This is a genomic window from Kitasatospora sp. NPDC004799 (assembly GCF_040609095.1).
Classification (GTDB): Bacteria; Actinomycetota; Actinomycetes; order Streptomycetales; family Streptomycetaceae; genus Kitasatospora.
In genome coordinates, this window is the sequence record NZ_JBEXJK010000123.1 from 1 (window position 1) to 20,320 (window position 20,320).

The following is a 20,320-nucleotide window of genomic DNA, read 5'->3' on the forward strand; positions in this document are numbered from 1 at the left end:
GCCCGCTCGGCCTCGGCGAGCGCCGCCGGGCCGCTGCACGCCTCGGCGGCGGCCAGTGCGGGGGTGGAGACCGGCCAGAGCGGCTGGGCGGCGCCGAGGTCGGCGATCAGCGGCGCCGGCCCGAGCACGTAGCCGATCCGCAGTCCGGCCAGGCCCCAGGTCTTGGTGAGGCTGCGCAGCACGACGACCCGGCCGGGCAGGTCCCGGACGGCGGCGAGGGACTCCCGCTCGCCCGGGACGGTGTCCATGAAGGCCTCGTCCACCACCAGGGTGCGTCCCGGCCGGGCCAGGGCGGCGACGGCCTCGGCGGGGTGCAGCACGGAGGTCGGGTTGGTCGGGTTGCCGAGGACGACCAGGTCCGCCTCCTCGGGGACGGTGTCCAGCCGGAAACCGTCCTCGGGGGAGAGCAGCACCCGGTGCACCCGGTGCCCGGCGTCCCGCAGCGCCGCCTCCGGCTCGGTGAACTGCGGGTGCACCACGACGATGTGACGTGGCGTCAGCACGCGTGCCAGCAGGACGAAGGCCTCCGCCGCGCCCGAGGTGAGCAGCACCTCCCCGACCGGGCGGGCGTGCCGGGCGGCCACCGCGGCGCGGGCGGCGCTCTGGTCGGGGTAGGCGGCGAGGTCGGCGAGGGTGGCCGCGAGGTGCTCGCGCAGCCAGGCCGGGGGAGTGCCGGTGCGGACGTTGACGGCGAGGTCGACCAGGCCGAGCCCGTCGGCGCGGACCTCGGCGTCGCCGTGGTGGCGCAGGTCGGGTTCGGGGGCGGTCACGAGAGGTCTCCTGGCGGGGCGGTGCGGGTGGTTCGGCTGGTTCGGTCGGCGCGGGACGGGTGCGGCGGGTTCGGACGGTCGGGGTGGTCCGGCCGGTCGGGACCGGTGGCGGAGGCGGCGCGGCGGGCGATCGCGACCGTGGCCCGGGCCGACTTCCGCTTGGTGACCACGAGCCGGCCGCCCGGCGCGCTGGCCAGCGCCGCCGCCTCGGCGACGCTCGCGGTGCCGACGGCCGTACCGACCGCGGTGGAGGGGTTCGGCACCGGTACGCCCGCCAGTGCTTCGGCCGGGTGCTCGTCCACCGGTACCCCGGGGAGGTGGTCGGCCGCCCAGCGCACCGCCGGGTGGTCCGCCCTGCCCGCCACGGTGGCCAGGCGGGCCACGGCGGAGAGCGGCAGTCCGGCCTCCCGGAGGGTGTCGGTCAACAGCCGCAGCACCTCGGTCCGTTCGGCGCCGGTGCTCGCGCCGATCCCGACCACCAGGGTGCGCGGGACGCCGGCGACCAGTCCGCTCACGTACCGCACCCTTTCGTCCCGAACTCCGGTGATCCCACCACGCCCGGCCGGAACGGGTCAATCGCGGCGGGTGTGACGTCGGCCGCCGGGCCCGGCGTCGCATCGGCCTCCGCCGGGGTTCGGCACGGCCCGGTTCGAGACGGCTCGGTTCGAGACGGCCCGGTTCGAGACGGCTCGGTTCGACACGGCTCGCCGGGCGCGGCAGCTGTTCGTCTGTTCTTCACCTGCGTTGTGCGGTACACGACACCGAGCCGCTCCTACTGTTCTCGGCGCTCCCGCCCAGGACGCCCCGACCCCCGGAGGACCCCATGGCCTTCGCACGACCGCGCATCCCCGCTGCCGCCTCCCTCCCCGGCCCCGGCCGCACCGCCGGAATCCGGAACTGACGCCCGTGTACGTCGCGGACTCCCGCAGCTCGAAGGCCCCCGTCGGGTCGGCCCCTGCCGGGTCGACCCCCGCCGGTCCGGCCGCCGGTCCGGTCGTCGGTCAGGCCGCCGGCTCGGTACGGCGGGGCGCCGTGCCCGGCGCGGTCATCGCCCTCGGCGCGGTCAGCCTGGTCACCGACATCTCCTCCGAGATGGTCACCGCCGTCCTCCCCCTCTACCTGCTCACCGGCCTCGGCCTCTCCCCGCTCGGCTTCGGCCTGCTCGACGGCATCCAGAACGGCTTCAGCGCCCTGGTCCGGCTGGTCGGCGGCCACCTCTCCGACCGCCGCGGCCGCGACGGCGCCGCCCGCCACAAGGCCGTCGCGGCCGTCGGGTACGGGCTGTCCGCGCTGTGCCGGCCGCTGCTGCTGTTCGTCCACACCGTGCCGCTGATCGGCGCCGTGATCGCCGTCGACCGCACCGGCAAGGGCCTGCGCACCGCGCCCCGGGACGCGATGATCTCGCTCGCCACCGAACCCGCCCACCGCGGCCGGGCGTTCGGGGTGCACCGGGCGATGGACACGGCCGGCGCCCTGCTCGGCCCGCTCACCGCCTTCCTGGTGCTGCGACTGGCCGGCGGTCCGCTGCTCGCCGACGGCGGCGAACGGCACGGCTACGACGCGGTGTTCACCGTCAGCGCGTGCGTCGCGGCGCTCGGCGTGCTGATCCTGCTGCTGTTCGTGCCGAACCGGCAGCGGGGGGACGACCCGTCGGCGTCCGCGCCCTCGCTGCGCGACAGCCTCACCCTGCTGCGGCTGCCGGGGCTGCGCCGGCTGACGCTCTGCGCCGTCCTGCTCGGCCTCACCACCGTCAGCGACTCCTTCCTCTACCTGCTCGTCCAGCGCCGGCTGGACCTGCCCGTCGGCCTGTTCCCGCTGCTGCCGCTGGGCACCGCGGCCGCCTTCCTGCTGCTCGCCGTCCCGCTCGGCGCGCTCGCCGACCGGATCGGCCGCCACCGGCTCTTCCTCGCCGGGCACGGGGTGCTGTTGCTCGGGTACGGGCTGCTGCTCTCGCCGCTGCGCGGACTGCCGGTGGTGGTCTGCGTGCTGGTCCTGCACGGCACCTTCTACGCGGCCACCGACGGCGTGCTCGCCGCCGCGGCCGCCGACGCCGTACCCGCCGAGCAGCGCGGCGCCGGGCTCGCCCTGGTCGGCACCGGGCAGGCGCTGGCCCGGTTCGCCTGCTCGCTGCTGTTCGGCGCGCTGTGGGGGGTGGTCGGCGGCCCGGCGGCGCTGGGCTGGTCGGCGGGCGCGCTGGCGCTGTGCGTGCTCGGGGCGGCGGCGGTGCTGCGCCCGTCCGAACCCGTCGGCGGGCCGTCCGAGCCCGTTGACCGGCAACCCGAGCCCGGCGCCGGACAGTCGGAGCCCGAGGCCGCGAACACCCCGGAGGAGACCCGATGAACCTGCCGAACCGGACCAGGATGATCATCCTGCTGGTCGCCGTCGTGCTGCTCGGCGCGGTCGGCACCGGGGCCGTCCTGCACGCCGCCGACCGCACCTCCCGCCGGGACCAGGCCCAGCCCGGCGGGCCGTCCGTCGAATCCGGCCCGGTGTCACTACAGGTGCAGTCCGGGGCACGACAGCTGTTGTTCCGCAACATGGCCTGGGGCCCGCACCGGGACGAGATCACCACCGTCGCCGCCGACCACCCGGACGGCCCGCGCACCGCCTCCGGCGTCCAGTGCCTGCGCTTCCACGCCGCCGCCGGCACCGGCATCTGCCTCCAGGCCCAGCGCGGCGCGCTGGAGGACAGCTACCGCGCCGTGGTCCTGGACGACCACCTGCGCGAGCTCCGCTCGTTCCCGGCGGCCGGCATCCCCACCCGCTCCCGGGTCTCCCCGTCCGGGCACCTCGCCGCCTGGACGGTCTTCGTCAGCGGCGACTCGTACGCGGGCAGCGACTTCTCCACCCGGACCTCGATCGTGGACGTCCGGGACTGGAACCTGCGGGAGAACCTGGAGGACTTCGCGGTCGTCCTGGACGGCCACCCGTACCAGGCGCACGACGTCAACATCTGGGGCGTCACCTTCGCCGACGACAGCACGTTCTACGCCACCCTCGCCAGCGCCGGGAAGACCCACCTGGTCCGCGGCGACCTCGCCGCCCGCACCCTCACCACCCTGCACGACAACGTCGAGTGCCCCTCGCTCTCCCCGGACGGCACCCGCGTCGCGTACAAGAAGCGCGTCCCCGGCCTGCCCGCCGACGCCCCGTGGCGGCTGTACGTGCTCGACCTCGCCACCATGGCCGAGACCGCCACCGCCGAGCAGCGCAACATCGACGACCAGGCGCTCTGGTCCGGCACCGGGACCCTGGTCTACGCCCTGCCCGGCGACTACGGCGCCGACCTGTGGACCGTCCCGGCCGACGGATCGGGCAGCGCGCAGCCGGTCACCGAGGCCGCGGTCGCCCCCGCCTACCTGGGCTGAGGAACTCTCGGCTACGGTCCCACGTCGAGCAGAGTGTGACGTCCTGGTCAGGCGGCGTGAACGAACGGCCTGATCAGACGTCCTGATCGAGCGTTCTGATCGAACGGGGGAGCGAGACAACCGTGGACGGCATCCCACCCGAGCGCATGGTGACCGACTCCTGGCCCGCGCTGCACGGCCGCCCGGTCCTGCGACGCACCGTCGCCGTCGGGCTGGTGCTGTGCGTGTCCGTCGCCGCCGCCCTCGTGGTGCGCGGCGTCAACACGCTCACCGCCGGCCGCACCGGCCGCGAGACCGACCGCGACCGCGCCGAACGCCTGGCCGGCTTCCACCCGTCCCAGCACCCCGGCGTCGGCCGCTTCTACGTCCCGGTCGGCGCCGTCTACACCCACACCTCCGACGGCGCCCCGGTCGCCTACCTGCACTACCGCCTCGGCGGCGGCCGGGCGCCGGGTCTCGGCGACTTCCTCAGCGCCTACGACCTGCCCTCGCCCGGCCCGGCCGGCCGGCTGCCGGCCGACCTGATCGCGGCCCTCGGCGGCGACGAGCCGGCCGAGGCTCCGGAGCTCCCGGAGTCCCCGCTGCCGCCGGCCGTCACGCCCTCGCCCTCGCCCTCCGCGTCCGTCACCGCCGCCGTCACCGCCGCCGCCGAGAGCCCCTCGCCGGAGGCCGACCCCGCCGGGGCCTCCGGCCTCTCCGAACCCACCCCGGAGCCCAGCGAGCCCGCTGCCGACCCCGCGGAGCCCGCGGAGCCCGCGGACCCGGCCACCGACCAGGCCCTCGTCGTCGTGCCCGCCCCGGAGGAGCCCACCCCCGCCCCCGCGCCGACCACGCCCACCCCCATCCCGACCCCGACCTGGAGCCCCACCCCGAGCCCCACCGACCTCCCCGCCCACGCCCTCACCGCCCGCCGCATCTACGTCGCCACCATCCCCGGTGGCCTCCCCGGCGCCGCCGACATCTACATCCGCGCCACCGGCTGACCCACCGACCGCCGAGCACGCCGGCGCCCCGCCGAGGTGTGGTCGGCGGGGCGCAGTGTTCGGGGAGGTGCCCGTTCAGCGGGCGGCCTGTCATCCTTCTGTCGACCGCTGAGCACGCTTGTGCCCCGCTCCGCGCCGCCGACTGACCCGCCGCCCGCGCGGCGCTCCTCCGACCGTCGAGCACTCCGGCGTTCCGTCGAGGGTGGGGCGGCGGGGGCGCCGGCGTTCGGGGGCGCGTCGGTCAGCGGGCGGGCCGGCCTACCGGCCTCTCAGCCGCTTCCTCACCGCCCGTCGCTCCTACGGCTCGGGTCCTGTCGTCCGTCGAACACACTGGCGCCCCGCCGTCCGGCCGCCGACGGGCGCTGGTCAACGGGGGTCTGGTCGGACCGACCTTTCGACCCCGCTCTCCTTGCCCGCCGGACTCATGTCGGCGGGCGCCGCCGACGTGTCCGTGCGCGTCACCGGCTGGCCTGCTGCCGGCGGTTCGAGCTTCCGTCGTTCGCGCGGGCGCACCGATTCGGCGGGGGCTGGGGTTGCGGCGGTGGGGCCTGGCCGGGACCGGCTTCCCATCCGCGCGCTCACTGCCGCCGGATCCACCTCCGCGCCGCCGGCCCGTCATCCTTCCGTCGATCGCCGATCCCGCCTGCGCCCCGCCGGGGTAGGGGGAAGTGTGTTCGGGAGGGGGTTGGTGGCTCGGCACCGCCGACATTCACGTCTGTGCCACCGGCTACCCCATCGCCCGCGCGGCGCTCCGCCAGCTGCCGAGCACGCCGACGCCGCCGAGGCGAACTCGGCGGGGCGTAAACACTCGGGGCGGCGGGCTGCCCTACCGACCTCCCCACCTACACCGTCACCGCCCGTCGCACCCACGCCCGTGCCACGGGCTGCCTCGCCTCCCACGCGGCCCGTCCGTCCCTCCGTCCGCCGAGCGCCGAGCAGGCGAGCGCCCCGCCGAGGCGTGCCCGGCGGGGCGCAAACGTTCGGGGGGTGGCGGGCGGGGGCCTGGCCGACGAGGAGGGCGCCGAGGGCGAGGAGGAGGCCGAGGACCTGCCAGGGGGTGAGGGTCTGGCCGAGGACGACGAGGCCGCCGAGGGTGGCGACGACCGGGTTGATCAGGCCCAGGAACGAGGCGGGGCCGGCGCCGAGCTGCTCGATGCCGCGGAACCAGAGGAAGTAGCCGAGCGCGGTGCCGAACAGGCCGAGGTAGGCGAAGCCGGCCAGGTTGGCGGCGCTCAGCGCGGGCGGCGCGCCCTCGACGACGGCGGCGAGCGGGACGAGGAAGACCGAGCCGGCCAGGAGCTGCCAGGCGGTGAGGTCGAGCAGGGTGGCGCCCTCGGGGCGGCCCCAGCGTCGGGTGAGGACGGTGCCCATGGCCATCAGCGCGACCCCGGCGACCATCGCGGCGATCCCGATCCCGTCCAGCCGGGCGCCGCTCTTGAGCACCAGCAGGGCCACACCGCCGACCCCGACCAGTCCGGCGAACACCGCCCGCCGGCCGGGCCGCACCCGCAGCACCCCGATCGAGAACCCGGCGACCAGCAGCGGCTGGATCGCCCCGATGGTGGCGGCCACGCCGCCGGGCAGGCGGTAGGCGCCGACGAACATCAGCGGGAAGAACAGCCCGATGTTCAGCATCCCGAGCACGGCCGCGCGCCCCCACCAGCGCCCCTTGGGAAGTCGGCGGCCGATCAGCAGCAGCAGGAGTCCGGCCGGGAGCGCGCGGAGCGCGGCGAGCAGCAGCGGGCGGCCCTCGGGCAGCAGCTGGGTGGTGACGAGGTAGGTGGTGCCCCATGCGGCCGGGGCGAGTGCGGCGGTGGCGGCGATCGCTGCGCGCTTGCGGTCCATGACGTCCCCCTGAACGTTGATTATCTGAACGTTGAGATATTTCTACGCCCGAGATCGGCGAACGTCAAGTATGTGAATGTTAAGATATCTGGGTAGGGAAGGCAGTGGACGACTTCGGGCGGACGGCCCCGGGAGGCGGCGGACATGCGGCAGCGCGACACCGTGGACGACATCGTCGAGCAGTGGGCCCGGGCCCGCCCCGACCTGGACACCGGACCCATGGCCCTGATCGGCCGGCTGCGACGGCTCAACGTCCGGGTCGACAACGCCCTGCGCGAGTACTTCACCACCTGCGGTCTGGACTCCTCCGAGTTCGACGTGCTGGCCACCCTGCGCCGCTCCGGCGAGCCGTACGAGCTCAACGCCCGCGCGCTGCTCAAGTCCGCGATGGTCACCTCCGGCGCCATCACCAACCGGGTCGACCGGCTGTCCGCCAAGGGCCTGGTCGAGCGCAACCCCTGCCCGAGCGACCGCCGCGCCGTCCTGGTCCGCCTCACCCCGGCCGGCAAGGAGCTGATCGACGGCGCCCTGGCCGGTCACGTCCACAACGAGGAGCGCATCCTCTCGGCCCTCGACGCGGACGAGCGCGCCCGGCTGGACGCCCTGCTGCGCAAGCTCCTCATCGCGCACGGGGACACCGAGCCGCTCCTCTGAACGGACCGGGCGGCGTGTCCCCGCCCCGGCCGCTGTCGGTGCCCCCTGACATGCTGTCGCGCAGTACGGCGCACGAGAGGGCGGGGCAGTGGTCGAGGACAGCGGGCAGGTCGACGAGCCGATGATCGGAGCGGCGGCGCGGAAGATCGCCGAGGGCATCGCCGCCGCGGCGCCGGAGGGCTGGACGGAGGCCGTGCTCGCCGTCTCGTCGGGCCCGGGCGGGCTCTCGTACTCCGGCGACCACGTCGTGTCCGGCGCGGTCGGCCGGCGGATACCGGTGCAGGCGCCCTTCGGGGAGCTGCACCTGCTGGCCGAGGGCGTCCGGCGGGTCCGCGGCTGGCAGCGGATGACCCTGGAACTGCGCTGCCGCCCGTCCGGGGAGCACGAACTGACCGCGGTCGACGACTCGCTCAGCAGCCTGCGCTCCTCCGGGGACGGCTTCCTCGCCGTCCTGGACGACGACTACCTGCTGCCCGTGCCCGGCACCGAGCAGGAGCCCGGCACCGCCGCGCCGGCCGGTGACCCGGCCCTCGCCGCCGCGAACCTCCGCACCTGCCTGGAGCGCCGCGCCGCGATCCTCGGCCGCCCGGACCGGTTGCCGCCGGCCGCCTCCGACGCCGGGATCGAGGCGGTCGAACGCAGCCTCGGCCACGCCCTGCCCGCCGACCTGCGGGCGCTCTACCGGATCGCCGACGGCGACGAGGTCGACGGCCGGTCGGGCCACCTCGTCGGCGGCTACGGCTGGCTGCCGCTGAAGAGCATGGCCGCCGTCCACGAGCGCCTGAGCGTGCCCGCCTGGTTCGGCTGGGGCCTCGGCTGGAACGCGGTCGTCCTCGACGCGGACCCGGCGGAGACGGTGCGCCGCTGCGGCGGACACCCGGCCTGGCTGCCCTTCGCCGGCGGCGGGGACGGCAACTTCCTCGCCGTCGACCTGGCCCCGGCCCGCGACGGCCGCCCCGGCCAGGTGATCCGGATCGGCCGCGACCACGACGAGGGTCCGCAGTACGTCGCCGAGTCCGTGACGGCGCTGTTCGGCCGGTACGCGGACCAGCTGGCGGCGGGCGCGTACGAGGTCGAGGAGGACTGGATCGGGCTGACGGGCGGGGCGTTCGGCGAGGAGGCGACCGGCGCCGACCGGGCCTCCGTCCGGCGGGAGATCATCGGCGCGATCCCGGACACCGTCCCGCCGCACCTCCAGGCACTGCACCTCAACGACGCGGCGGGGCCGGTGGACCTCGCGCCCCTCACGGCCGCGCCCCGGCTGCGGCGGCTGCACCTCAACCGCTCCGTCACGGCCGACCTGACGCCGCTGCGCGAGCTGCCCGTGGAGTCCCTGCGGGTCACCCTGGCGGGCGGCGATCTGACCCCGCTGGCCGGCCACCGCGCGCTGCGGGCACTGGAGTTGGCGACGCCCGCGGAGGGCGGCGCGGTGCCGGTCGACCTCGCCGTGCTGCGGACGGTTCCGAACCTGCGCGCCCTGGACCTCTCCGGTGCGGCCGTCCGTGACCTGACCGTCCTGGCGGACCTCCCCGAGCTGCGCTACCTCGCGCTCAGCGGCCGCCAGTGGGCGGAGCTCTCGGCGGCCGGCCGGGTCCCGGTGGGCCTCGCCGCCGTCCGTCTCGCGGACCGCGAGGCCCCGATGGCCGAGGCGCTGGCCTGGGCCGCCGGGCTCGGCCTCGACACCGGGGGCGCCCTTCGCCTGCGGCTGGGCTGACGGGCGGGGCGGCGTGCGGGGCCGGGCGGCGTGCCGGGCGGTTCGCCGGGGCGCGTGTCCGGCGGTGCCCCGGCGGCGTTGTCCCCTGCGGAAGCCCACCGGAGGAGAGGCCCGATGAAGAAGAAGACCCCGAGGGACATCGCCGTCGGCGACCAGCTGCGGGCGGCCGGCGCGGAGGGTGCCCGGTGGCTCGTCGCCTCGGGGTGGGGGCCGCCGGTCACGGTGCCGACGGAGAAGGCGGCGAAGTGGCAGCAGGAGACCCGGAACCGGATGCTGGCCTCGCAGCGGGACGCGTCCTGCACCTGGTGCGACCACCTGCTGCACGGCGGGCCGCAGCCCGTCGTCGTGCACGCGGAGGACCCGACCCACCTGATCTGCCGCGCCTGCTCGCTCGCCGAGCGGCCCCACCGCCTCTGCCTGGACTGCGGGGAGCCGGCCGCCTCCGAGTCCCCGGCCGACGGGCGCGAGGACGTCTTCATGGGCGCCGTCGCGATCTACACCCGCCTGCGCTGCGCCGCCTGCCACCGCGCCGACCCGCTCCGCGGCACCTTCGGCCAGCCCATCTGACGCGGGTGCCCGGTGGAACGGCGGGCCGGGATGTTGGGCGGGTCGCTCAACGGTGCGCGACCAGTGCGTACCGCTCGTCGTCCACCGGGCCGCCCCACAGCTCGGGCTCGCCGCTGAGCGGCTCGACCCGCAGCTCGGACACCAACGGCCGGACGGCCGCCGCGAGTTCCTCCGGGCCGACCCCGCCGCTCCACGGCAGCCTCCCGGCCCCGGCCGGGTACGGCGATCCGGCGGCCCGCCCGGCCTCCCGCCAGCGGCCCTCGACCAGGACCAGTCGGCCGCCGGGCCGCAGCAGCCGCACCCAGGCGCGCAGCGCCCGCTCGGGCTCGGGGAGGGTCCACACCAGGTGACGCGACAGCAGCACGTCGAAGCGCTCGTCCCCGAGCGGCGGCGCGCCCGCGTCGCCCACCACGAACCGCGCCGTCAACCCCGCCGCGACCAGCTTCGCCCGGGCGTGCCCGATCATCCGCGGGGCCAGGTCCACTCCCGTCACCCGGTGCCCGTCCGCGGCGAGCAGCAGCGACAGCGACCCGGTGCCGCACCCGACATCCAGCACGTCCGCCGCCTCGCGCGGCACCCACCCCCGAACCCGCCGCAGCCACGCTGCCCGCACCGGCTCGGCCCGCAAGCCGTGGTCGGGCTCTTCGTCGAAGGCTGCAGCAGCCGCGTCCCAGTACTCGGCAACGGCCCGACGGCCGGAGTCACTCATGGCGCGCATCGTCGCAGACCCGACTGACAACGGCCGCCGACGCGAGCAGATCGCAGACGTCACCGCGCGCCCGCTCACCGCGCCCGTCGGCAGCGACGAGGGCGCACGGGCGGTGCTGCCGGCCTTTCCCGCGGCCTTCCCCTGGACCGGGCGCCGGTCGGCCGAGGAGGTCCGCGAGTTCGTCGGCGACCTCGCCGACGCGACGCGTGACGTCGCCGTGCCGGACGTGCACGCCGGTTTGGACCGGGTGACGGCCGAGCTCACCGGGCCCCTCCCCAGCGACGACGTCCCGCCGCCACCAGTTGGCGGCGAGTGGCGCCTCCGGTTCGGTACGGGCGAGGCTGCCAAGGGGTGGGGCGATCTGCGCGCCGAGGAGCCTGGCAACGCCCGCCGTTGCTTCGGGGCGATCCGGGCGAGCCCGTTGTCGGGGCGGGATCCCGATCGTCAGCCCAGACTCCGGGGGTGCGGGGCTGCCGCAGTGGGAGTACGAGGTGACCGCCGGGGCGGGGTGCGGTGAGGTGGCCCAAACGGTCTACCTCGTCCACGCCTTGCCCCGGCACCTGAAGGACGCCGACGCCCGCCGCGTCCCTACGCCGCTCCGCGGAGGGTCGGGGGCTGCCAGTTGTACGTGGGGGCGGTGCGGCTCAGCAGGGCGCGGGCGGGGAGCAGGCCGGCGAGGGTGAGGGCGGTGGTGCGCAGGCCGGTGGCGGCGGGGGAGCGGAGGGCGACGAGGTCGCCGATGCGGCGGGAGCCGGCCACGACGGCGGTGGTGCGGGGGAGCCGGGCGGCGGTGTAGCCGGGCAGGGCGGCGGCCGGGTCGGTGCCGGGGGTGAGCAGGGAGGCGAGGACGACGGCGTCCTCGATGGCCTGGCAGGCGCCCTGGCCCTGGAACGGGCACATCGCGTGGGCGGCGTCGCCGAGGAGGGCGACCCGGCCGTGGTGGTGGGCGGGCAGCGGGTCGGCGAGGTCCCAGACGTCGTGGCGCAGGACGCGCTCGGGCTCGGCCAGCGCGAACAGCTGCGGGACGGGGGCGCACCAGCCGCCGTACCGGCGCAGGAGTTCGGCCCGCTCGTCCCCGTCGGCGGCCCGTTCGCCGGCCGGGGCGAGGGCGGCGCCGTAGACGTAGACCCGGCCGTCGGCGAGCGGGACGATCCCGGCGAGGCACCCGCGGCCCCACACCTCGCCGGCGGCGGCCGGGCGGCGGTCGGGGGTGACGACGGCGCGCCAGGTGGTGAAGCCGCTGTAGCGGGGGCCGGGGTGTTCGGGAAAGAGCAGGCTCCGGGTCGCGGAGCGGATGCCGTCGGCGGCGACGACCAGGTCGGCCGTCTCCTCCCCGTCGGCGGTGCGGACGACGGCGGGCTCGGTGGCGCTGCCGGCGGTGACGAGGGCGGCCGGCGACCCGGTGCGGACGGTGCCCTCCGGGAGCGCGTCGACCAGGGCGGCGACGACGTCGGCGCGGGCGACGGCGGCGATGGTGTCGCCGAAGTAGGCCTCGAAGGCCGAGGTGCTGGTACGGGCGAGCCAGCGGCCGGACGGGTGGCGCAGGCCGATGGCGGGGTGCGGGGTGGCCAGGGCGCGCAGGCGCCCGCCGACGCCGAGCCGGTCGAGGGAGCGCAGGGCGTTGGGGGCCAGGGCGAGCCCGGCGCCGACGGGTTCGAGGGAGTCGGCGCGCTCGTGGACGCGGACCGGGAAGCCCTGGCGGTGGAGGGCGAGGGCGGCGGTGAGCCCGCCGATGCCGCCGCCGATGACGATCGCCTGCTGCAGGCCCATGAGGGGCTCCTCTTCTCGCGCGATCTGGTCACTACGGCTGTAGTGACCGATACCCGAAGGACGGTACTACATGTGTAGTGCGGCGTAAACTACGGCTGTAGTGAGTTGGGGGAGCCCGAGTGGAAAGGCCATGATCGGACCCATGACACCCCCGCGCCCGACCCTGATCGCCGACGCCGCCATCGACCTGATCGCCGACACCGGCCTGCGCGGGCTGACCCACCGCGCCGTGGACGACGCGTCCGGCCTGCCCGCGGGCTCGACCTCCAACCTCGCCCGGACCAGGGCCGCCCTGCTGGAGCTCGTGCTCACCCGGATCGTCGAACGGGAGACCGCCGACTACCCGGTCCTCGCCGAGGGCGGGCTGGCGGAGGCGGCCGCCGTCCCGCCGCGCGAACTGCTGGCCGTGGTCGGTGCCGAGGTGCTCTTCCAGGCGCTCACGGGCGGACGCCGGCTCACCCTGGCCCGCCTGGAACTCGCCCTGGAGGCCACCCGCAGGCCCGAACTGCGCTCCCTCTACGACCGCCTGGGCGCCGGCTTCGCCCGGCGCGCCGCCGAGCTGCTCGCCGCCGCCGGCTCGACCGACCCGACGGGGGACGCCCGCCGGTTGATCCGCTGGTGCGACGGCGTGCTGTTCAACGCGACGGCCGGCAGCGGGCACTGGCACGTGCCGATGCCGCAGGAACTGCGCGAGGAGGTCGACCGCTACCTCGCGGCGCTGCTCGACGGGTAGGGCGGGCCCGAGGCCCGGGAGCCGGGGGCGGGTTCGGGCCCGGCGCGGCCTCAGCCGCCGGACGCCACCCGCCCGGCGACGAGCCGGGCGCAGTCGTCCGCCGAGGCCCGCGAGGTGTCGACGACCAGGTCGTACGCGACGCCCTCGTGCACGGCCGAGGCCTGCGCGGCGGCCATCCCGGCCACCCGGTCGCCGCGGGCGGCCTCCCGCCGCGCCGCCACCGCCGGATCGCAGCGCACCCCGACCCAGAGCACGTCCAGGCCGTCCAGCGCCGCCCGCCACCGGGCCTGCGAAGCGGCCCCGCCGAGGAACACCTCGTCCACCACGACCCTGGCCCCGGCCCGGGCCATCGCCGCCACCCCGACCGTCCAGGCGGCGTCCAGCGCGGCGAAGACCGGGCCGACCTCGACCGTGCCGTCCCCGTCCTCCAGCCCGCCGATGCCTTCGCCGCCGGCCCGCAGCGACGGCGGCAGCGCGTCGACCATGGTGTCCGCCCCGAGGTGCAGCCACGGCTCCGGCAGCAGCTCCTGCAGGCGCCGGGCGATGCTCGACTTGCCGGAGCTGGACCCGCCGTTGAGGACGATCGCATGCATGCGCGCAGCATAGGGCCGCACACCTCACGGCGTCGCGGCGTTACGTACGCCCCCTGCCGGTCAACCGCGCGCCGCGCTACGAACGTCGGTCCCCCGCGGTGAAGCCGGCCCCCGCCGCGAAGCCCGCCGCCGCGGCCGCGAACGAGGACGCCAGCGCCGGCGCGCCCGCCCAGTGCAGGTGCAGGTACGAGGCGTGCACGTTGCCGCCCGCGAAGCCCTCCGTGCGCGGACCGGTCGGGAGGCGCCAGCCCCAGGCGGGGAGTTCGCCCGCGCCGGGCTCGCAGACCGTGCGGTGGAACTCGTGGCCGCGCAGCCTGGTGCCGGCCGGCGCCAGCGGGGAGTCGTGCAGGGCGACCGCCTCCCGGTAGCCCAGGGTGAGCCGCTCGGTCATCCGGGCGTCGGCGGCCAGCACCCCGCACATCGGCAGGCCGTCCAACTCCCGCCCCAGGTACAGCAGTCCGGCGCACTCGGCGGCGATCGGCCCGCCCGCGGCGGCGAACGCGGCGATCGCGTCCCGCAGTCGGGCGTTGCCGCTCAACTCCCGCACGTACAGCTCCGGGAAGCCGCCGCCGATGACCAGCCCGGCCGTGCCCTCGGGCAGCGCCGAGGCGTGCAGCGGGTCGAACGGCACCACCTCCGTGCCCGCCGCGCCGAGCAGTTCGGCGTTCTCGGCGTACGAGAAGGAGAAGGCCGCGCCGCCCGCCACCGCGATCCGCGGCCGGCCGGCCACCGGGGTGGCCTCGGCCGACGGGTCCCACGGCTCGGCGTCCAACTCCGGTGCCGTCCGGGCCAGTTCCAGCAGGGCGTCCAGGTCGACCGAGGAGGCCACCAGCTCACCCATGTCGGCGACCGCCTTGAGGGCCTCCGCCGAGCGCTCCACCGCCGGGATCAGTCCGAGGTGGCGGGACGGCGTGGCGACCGCCGCGGAGCGCCGCAGCGCGCCCAGCACCGGCACGCCGGAGCCCTCCTCCAGGGCCTCGCGCAGGAGTTGCTCGTGCCGGTCGGAGGCGACCCGGTTGAGGATCACCCCGGCGAGCCGCACCTGCGGGTCCCAGGAGGCGAAGCCGTGCACCAGCGCGGCCACCGAACGGGACTGCGAGGAGCCGTCCACCACCAGCACCACCGGCGCCCGCAGCAGCTTGGCGACGTGCGCCGTGGACGCCAGCTCGCCGCGCCCGGAGGCGCCGTCGAACAGGCCCATGACCCCCTCGACCACCGCGACGTCCGCCCCCGCCGCGCCGTGCAGGAACAGCGGCGCGATCCGCTCCGGCCCGCACAGGAAGGCGTCCAGGTTGCGGCCCGGGCGCCCGGCGGCGAGCGCGTGGTAGCCCGGGTCGATGTAGTCGGGGCCGACCTTGTGCGGCGACACCGCCAGCCCGCGGGCGGCGAGCGCCGCGATCAGGCCGGTGGCGACGGTGGTCTTGCCGGCGCCCGAGGAGGGGGCGGCGACGACGAGGCGGGGGACGTTCACGGGGCCGGTGCTCAACGGTCTACCACTCGATACCGCGCTGGCCCTTGCGGCCGGCGTCCATGGGGTGCTTGACCTTGGTCATCTCGGTGACCAGGTCGGCGAACCCGGTCAGCGCCTCGGGTGCGTACCGGCCGGTGATGACGACGTGCTGGCTGCCCGGGCGGTCCTTGAGCACGGCCACCACCTCGTCCGGGTCGATCCACCCCCAGTGCATCGGGTAGGTGAACTCGTCCAGCACGTAGAAGCGGTAGGTCTCGGCCGCGAGGTCCCGCTTGACCTGCTCCCAGCCCTCCTTGGCCGCCTCCTCGCTGGACATCTCCTGCTCGGCGGAGCGCTGGATCCAGGACCAGCCCGAGCCCATCTTGTGCCAGTCGACGGTGCCGCCCTCGCCGGAGGCGCCGAGCACGCGCAGCGCGTTCTCCTCGCCGACCTTCCACTTGGCGGACTTCACGAACTGGAACACCCCGACCGACCAGCCCTGGTTCCAGGCCCGCAGGGCCATGCCGAACGCGGCCGTGGACTTGCCCTTGCCCGGGCCGGTGTGCACGGCGGTGATCGGCAGCGTACGGCGCTGACGGGTCGTCAGGCCGTCGTCGGGGACGCTCTCGGGGACTCCCTTGGGCATGTCGGCTCAGGCCGCCTTTCGCATCGTGGTGGTCGCACGGTTCACGGAACGGTCCGCGGACCCGGTCCCGGACCGGTTCCCGGACCGGCTCTCGGCGCGGTTCTCGCGGACGAGCGAGGCCACGCCCTCGGCGCGCAGCTCGTCCAGGCTGACGGCGGTGCCGCCGAGCAGCCCGGCCAGCGTACGGGCCAGGCCCAGGCGGACCGGGCCGGACTCGCAGTCCAGCACCACGCTCGCGGTGCCCTGCGCCGCGAACAGCGCGGCCGCGTGGCGCGAGCGGGCGAGCGCGTCCCGCCCGCCGGTGGCCCGGCCGTCGGTCACCACGACCAGCAGCGGGCGCCGGTTCGGGTCGCGCAGCCGCTCCACCCGCAGCACCTCGTGCGCGCGCAGCAGGCCCTCGGCCAGCGGGGTCCGCCCGCCGGTGGGCAGCGACTCCAGCCGGGCCGCGCCGACCTCCACCGAGGAGGTGGGCGGCAGCGCCAGCTCGGCCCCGGTGCCCCGGAAGGTGATCATGCCGATCTTGTCGCGGCGCTGGTAGGCGTCCATCAGCAGCGACAGCACCGCGCCCTTGACGGCGGTCATCCGCTGCCGGGCGGCCATCGAGCCGGAGGCGTCCACCACGAACAGCACCAGGTTGGACTCCCGTCCCTGGCGCACCTGTTCGCGGAAGTCGTCCTTCTTCAGCACCAGTGCCCGCCCGCTGCGCCCGCGTGCCGCCTGGTGCGGCGCGGCGGCCTGGAGGGTGGCGGTCAGGTGCAGCCGGCCGAGCGCGCCCTGCGGGCGGCGGGCGCGGATGGTGTGCCCGCCGGTGGTCTCGGCGGGGGAGCGGCGGCCCTGGGCGCCGTGTCCGGTGCCCTGGACGGTGAACAGCCTGGTCCGGTACGGGTCCCCGGCCGCGACCGGCGCCGACTCCCGTGCGGGCGCCGGGTGTTGGGCCGGTACGGGCGGCTGCGCGGGCTCCTCGGCGCGATCGTCGCCGTCGGCGCCCCGGGGGGCGTCGGCAGCGGACGGCTCGGGCGCGCCGCCGCCGTCGGGGCCGCCCCCGTCAGGACCGCCGTCGCCAGGGCCGTCACCGTCAGGACCGCCGTCAGGACCGCCGTCGGGCCCACCGCCGTCCGGACCGGGCCCGTCGCCCTCGGGCTCCGGGTCGTCCTGCTGCGCGTGCTCCTCCAGCGTCCGGTCCAGCTGCTCCTCGTCCAGCCCGGGGGCGTCGAAGGGGTTGCGGCGGCGCCGGTGCGGCAGGGCCAGCCGGGCGGCCTGGCGGACGTCCTCCTCCAGCACCTCGGTGCGCCCGTCCCAGGCGGCCAGCGCGACGGCCGTGCGGGCCATCACGATGTCCGCGCGCAGCCCGTCCACCTCGAACGCCGCGCACACGGCGGTGATCTGACGCAGCGCCACATCCGTCAGCTCGACCGAGGGCAGCAACTCCCGGGCCGCGGTGATGCGTTCGGCGAGTGCCCGCTCCTCCCCGGCGAACCGCGCGGCGAAGCCGGCCGGGTCCGCGTCGTAGGCGAGCCGGCGGCGGACGACCTCGGCGCGCTCGGCCGGGTCCCGGGTGGCGGCGATCTCGACGGTCAGGCCGAACCGGTCGAGCAGCTGCGGCCGCAGCTCGCCCTCCTCCGGGTTCATGGTGCCGACCAGCAGGAACCGGGCCGCGTGCCGCACCGACACGCCCTCCCGCTCGACGTAGGAGCGGCCCATCGCGGCGGCGTCCAGCAGCAGGTCCACCACGTGGTCCTGGAGCAGGTTCACCTCGTCGATGTAGAGCACGCCGCGGTGCGCCCGGGCGAGCAGTCCGGGCTCGTACGCCTTGACGCCCTCGGCCAGCGCCCGCTCCAGGTCGAGCGAGCCGACGATCCGGTCCTCGGCCACACCGACCGGCAACTCGACCAGCTGGGAGGGCCGTTCGGAGGCGGACGGGGCGACGTGCGGCCCGTCCGGGCACTGCGGGTCGGGCGCGCCCGGGTCGCAGGCGAAGCGGCAGTCGTCCACGGTGGCGATGGACGGCAGCAGGCCGGCCAGCGCGCGCACCATGGTCGACTTCGCGGTGCCCTTCTCGCCGCGCACCAGCACGCCGCCCACGGCCGGGGAGACCGCGTTCAGCAGCAGCCCGAGTCGCAGGTCGGCCATGCCGACGACCGCGGTGAACGGATAGCGGACGTCACTCATGCCGTACCCCACTCCTGTCGTGCCCGGTCCTGTGGTCCTGCCTGCCGCCGCAGCTCCGGCTGCCACCGCACCCCTGCCTGCCGGCGCGGTTCCGCGAGGCACCGCGATCCCGCCCGGCTCCGCCGCCGTACCCGGCTCATGCCTCACTCCCAGGGGCCCCGGGCGGCAGGAACGGCAGCGATCCGGCCGCCGGCACCCCGCCCTCGATCAGCTTCCACAGCGCGTCGGTGTCCGCGTGCTCCTCGATCAGGTCGCCCAGCCGGTCCAGCCGGGCCTCGCGCGCCGCGGCGAAGGAGGTGTCCGGCGCCGGGACGAACGCCCGGCCGGACAACTCGGCGACCTCGCGCAGGAGTTCACGGCGGAACCCGTCGTTCTCCAGCACGCCGTGCCAGGTCGTGCCCCAGACCGCGCCCGCCCGGCAGCCGTCCAGACCCCGTCCGTCGCCGTCGGAGACGAACGGATCGCCGCCCTCGACCGCCACCACCCCGTGGTGGATCTCGTAGCCCTCGACCCGCTGCCCGTACGCCTCGCCGACCGGCCGCGCCAGCACCTTATCGGCGCCGAACCGCACCCGGGTCGGCAGCAGGCCGAGTCCGTCGACGGCGCCCGCCTTCGACTCGACCTCGTCCACGATCGACCACGCCAGCATCTGGTAGCCGCCGCAGACCCCGAGGACCGGCAGCCCGGCCGCCGCCCGCGCCGTCAGGGCCGGCTCCAGGCCGCGCTCGCGCAGCCAGGCGAGGTCCGCGACGGTGGCCCGGGTGCCGGGCAGCACCACCAGGTCGGCGTCGGCCAGCTCCTCCGGCCTGGTCGCCCAGCGCACCAGCACGCCCGGCTCCTGCGCGAGCGCGTCCACGTCGGTGAAGTTGGACAGCCGGGGGAAGCGCACCACGGCCACCCGCAGCACGTCCGCGCCGAGCGGCCCCGGCCCGTCCGCCCGGTCGACCACCGTGGACAGGTCCAGCGAGTCCTCGGCGTCCAGCCAGAGCCCGGGCAGCATCGGCAGCGTGCCCAGCACCGGACGTCCGGTCAGCTCGTGCAGCATCTCCAGCCCGGGCGCCAGCAGCCGCGAGTCGCCGCGGAACTTGTTGACGAACCAGCCCGCCACGTGCCGCTGGTCCTCCGCCGACAGCAGCGCCAGCGTCCCGTACATCGCGGCGAAGACGCCGCCGCGGTCGATGTCCCCGACCACCACCACCGGCAGGCCGGCGGCCGTGGCCAGGCCCATGTTGGCGATGTCGCGGTCGCGCAGGTTGATCTCGGCGGGCGAGCCGGCGCCCTCGCAGACCACCACGTCGTAGCGGCGGCGCAGGTCGGCCAGGCACTCCAGGGCGCGCTCCAGCAGGACGGGCTTGCGCTCGCGGTAGTCCAGCGCGCCCACCTCGGCCACCGGCCGGCCGAGCAGCACCACCTGGCTTCGGCCGTCCGCGCCCGGCTTGAGCAGCACCGGGTTCATCGCCGCCTCCGGCTCCACCCGGGCGGCCTGCGCCTGCATCGCCTGGGCCCGGCCGATCTCGGCGCCGTCGGCGGTGACGAAGGAGTTGAGCGACATGTTCTGCGCCTTGAACGGCGCGACCCGCACGCCCTGGCGGGCGAGCCAACGGCAGATCCCGGCCGTCACCACGCTCTTGCCCGCGTCCGAGGTCGTCCCCGCGACCAGCAGCGCGTTCGTCATGCCCGTCCCCTCTTCCTCAGCAGCATCCGCAGCAGGACGTGCCCCGCGACCGTCGTACCCAGGGCCAGTGCGCCCACCCGCCGGGAGAGCGCGCAGGCCCGCTCGATGTCGTCCACCGTCACCGGCCGCAGCTCCGCGCCCAGCACCGGCCGGTCCTCCACCCGCTCGCCGTACCGCAGCGTCCCGCCCAGCCGGACGCCCACCGCGCCGGCGAACGCCGCCTCGGCCTGGCCCGCGTTCGGGCTCGGGTGCGCGGAGCCGTCGCGCCGCCAGACCCGCCAGGCCGTCCGGGGTTCGGGCGCGGCGGCCACCGTCAGCAGGGCCGTCAGCCGGGCGCCGGGCCAGCCCGCCAGGTCGTCCAGCCGGGCCGAGGCCCAGCCGAACCGGGCGTAGCGCGGCGAGCGGTGGCCCACCATGGCGTCCAGGGTGTTCACGGCGCGGAAGGCCAGCAGGCCGGGGGTGCCGGCCAGGGTGCCCCAGGTCAGCGCGTTCACCACGGCGTCGGCGGTGTTCTCGGCCACCGACTCGACCACGGCCCGGGCGATCTGCTGCCCGTCCAGCGCGCTCGGGTCCCGCCCGCACAGGTGCGGCAGCCGCTCCCGGGCGGCCGCGAGGTCGTCGGCGGCGAGCGAGCGGCCGATGGTGCGGGCCTCCCGGGTCAGCGAGGTGCCGCC

Annotated in this window: 19 protein-coding genes; 8 read left to right on the plus strand and 11 right to left on the minus strand. The window is 76.4% G+C overall.

Annotated elements, in window-relative coordinates; translation table 11 throughout:
• Both cobC and ABZW03_RS17765 read right to left on the minus strand, forming a co-directional pair.
• A partial coding sequence (gene cobC, locus ABZW03_RS17760; protein WP_355258491.1) for an Rv2231c family pyridoxal phosphate-dependent protein CobC occupies positions 1-770 on the minus strand: 770 nt, incomplete at its 3' end.
• Positions 767-1,285 (minus strand): cobalamin biosynthesis protein, encoded by a 519-nt coding sequence (locus tag ABZW03_RS17765; protein ID WP_355258494.1) that lies wholly within the window; start codon positions 1,283-1,285, stop codon positions 767-769. The genes cobC and ABZW03_RS17765, both read right to left, overlap by 4 nt.
• Before the next feature lie 391 nt (positions 1,286-1,676).
• Between ABZW03_RS17765 and ABZW03_RS17770 the strand changes: the two genes are divergently transcribed.
• From ABZW03_RS17770 to ABZW03_RS17780, 3 genes are all read left to right on the plus strand, one after another.
• On the plus strand, positions 1,677-3,110 hold the full coding sequence (locus tag ABZW03_RS17770) for an MFS transporter (protein WP_355258497.1): 1,434 nt from the start codon (positions 1,677-1,679) through the stop codon (positions 3,108-3,110).
• Positions 3,111-3,112: 2 nt separating this feature from the next.
• A complete protein-coding gene (locus ABZW03_RS17775) occupies positions 3,113-4,138 on the plus strand; it encodes a TolB-like translocation protein (RefSeq protein ID WP_355258544.1) in 1,026 nt (341 codons plus the stop codon).
• Positions 4,139-4,260: 122 nt separating this feature from the next.
• On the plus strand, positions 4,261-5,121 hold the full coding sequence (locus ABZW03_RS17780) for a hypothetical protein (RefSeq protein WP_355258500.1): 861 nt from the start codon (positions 4,261-4,263) through the stop codon (positions 5,119-5,121).
• Positions 5,122-5,736: 615 nt separating this feature from the next.
• Here ABZW03_RS17780 and ABZW03_RS17785 read toward each other — a convergent pair.
• Positions 5,737-6,966, minus strand: coding sequence for an EamA family transporter (locus tag ABZW03_RS17785; protein WP_355258503.1), 1,230 nt, complete (start codon positions 6,964-6,966; stop codon positions 5,737-5,739).
• Between the two features lie 144 nt (positions 6,967-7,110).
• Here ABZW03_RS17785 and ABZW03_RS17790 point away from each other — a divergent pair, with 144 nt between their 5' ends.
• The 3 genes from ABZW03_RS17790 to ABZW03_RS17800 all read left to right on the plus strand — a co-directional run bounded on the left by ABZW03_RS17790 (position 7,111) and on the right by ABZW03_RS17800 (position 9,901).
• Positions 7,111-7,620, plus strand: a complete 510-nt coding sequence (locus ABZW03_RS17790) for a MarR family transcriptional regulator (RefSeq protein WP_355258506.1) — start codon at positions 7,111-7,113, stop codon at positions 7,618-7,620.
• Between the two features lie 88 nt (positions 7,621-7,708).
• Positions 7,709-9,334 (plus strand): SMI1/KNR4 family protein, encoded by a 1,626-nt coding sequence (locus tag ABZW03_RS17795; RefSeq protein ID WP_355258509.1) that lies wholly within the window; start codon positions 7,709-7,711, stop codon positions 9,332-9,334.
• Between the two features lie 114 nt (positions 9,335-9,448).
• Positions 9,449-9,901: a hypothetical protein gene (locus ABZW03_RS17800; RefSeq protein WP_355258512.1), complete on the plus strand. Its 453-nt coding sequence runs from the start codon at positions 9,449-9,451 to the stop codon at positions 9,899-9,901.
• A gap of 46 nt (positions 9,902-9,947) precedes the next feature.
• On the opposite strand, the gene ABZW03_RS17805 is transcribed toward ABZW03_RS17800, so the two are convergent.
• The gene (locus ABZW03_RS17805; RefSeq protein WP_355258515.1) at positions 9,948-10,610 is read right to left on the minus strand and encodes a class I SAM-dependent methyltransferase; all 663 of its coding nucleotides are present in this window, start codon (positions 10,608-10,610) and stop codon (positions 9,948-9,950) included.
• On the opposite strand from ABZW03_RS17805, the gene ABZW03_RS17810 reads away from it, so the two are divergent.
• The gene (locus tag ABZW03_RS17810) at positions 10,609-11,127 is read left to right on the plus strand and encodes a hypothetical protein (protein ID WP_355258518.1); all 519 of its coding nucleotides are present in this window, start codon (positions 10,609-10,611) and stop codon (positions 11,125-11,127) included. The genes ABZW03_RS17805 and ABZW03_RS17810 overlap by 2 nt on opposite strands.
• A 71-nt stretch (positions 11,128-11,198) precedes the next feature.
• Here the strand turns inward: ABZW03_RS17810 and ABZW03_RS17815 are convergent, their stop codons facing one another.
• A complete protein-coding gene (locus ABZW03_RS17815; RefSeq protein ID WP_355258521.1) occupies positions 11,199-12,380 on the minus strand; it encodes an FAD-dependent monooxygenase in 1,182 nt (393 codons plus the stop codon).
• A gap of 142 nt (positions 12,381-12,522) precedes the next feature.
• On the opposite strand from ABZW03_RS17815, the gene ABZW03_RS17820 reads away from it, so the two are divergent.
• Positions 12,523-13,113 carry a TetR/AcrR family transcriptional regulator gene (locus ABZW03_RS17820; RefSeq protein WP_355258524.1) on the plus strand — a complete coding sequence of 197 codons (591 nt, stop codon included), beginning with the start codon at positions 12,523-12,525 and terminating at the stop codon, positions 13,111-13,113.
• Positions 13,114-13,163: 50 nt separating this feature from the next.
• On the opposite strand, the gene cpt is transcribed toward ABZW03_RS17820, so the two are convergent.
• The 6 genes from cpt to ABZW03_RS17850 all read right to left on the minus strand — a co-directional run.
• Positions 13,164-13,706 (minus strand): chloramphenicol phosphotransferase CPT, encoded by a 543-nt coding sequence (gene cpt / locus ABZW03_RS17825; protein WP_355258527.1) that lies wholly within the window; start codon positions 13,704-13,706, stop codon positions 13,164-13,166.
• A 76-nt stretch (positions 13,707-13,782) separates the two neighbouring features.
• On the minus strand, positions 13,783-15,177 hold the full coding sequence (locus ABZW03_RS17830) for a cobyrinate a,c-diamide synthase (protein WP_355258530.1): 1,395 nt from the start codon (positions 15,175-15,177) through the stop codon (positions 13,783-13,785).
• 19 nt (positions 15,178-15,196) lie between these two features.
• Positions 15,197-15,802, minus strand: coding sequence for a cob(I)yrinic acid a,c-diamide adenosyltransferase (gene cobO / locus ABZW03_RS17835; RefSeq protein ID WP_355258533.1), 606 nt, complete (start codon positions 15,800-15,802; stop codon positions 15,197-15,199).
• A gap of 6 nt (positions 15,803-15,808) precedes the next feature.
• Positions 15,809-17,971 (minus strand): putative cobaltochelatase, encoded by a 2,163-nt coding sequence (locus tag ABZW03_RS17840; protein ID WP_355258536.1) that lies wholly within the window; start codon positions 17,969-17,971, stop codon positions 15,809-15,811.
• A gap of 136 nt (positions 17,972-18,107) precedes the next feature.
• Entirely contained in the window at positions 18,108-19,646 is a 1,539-nt protein-coding gene (locus tag ABZW03_RS17845) for a cobyric acid synthase (protein ID WP_355258539.1), read from the minus strand.
• Positions 19,643-20,320, minus strand: a 678-nt coding sequence (locus tag ABZW03_RS17850) for a CobD/CbiB family cobalamin biosynthesis protein (protein ID WP_355258542.1), incomplete at its 5' end; no start/stop codon positions are given. The genes ABZW03_RS17850 and ABZW03_RS17845, both read right to left, overlap by 4 nt.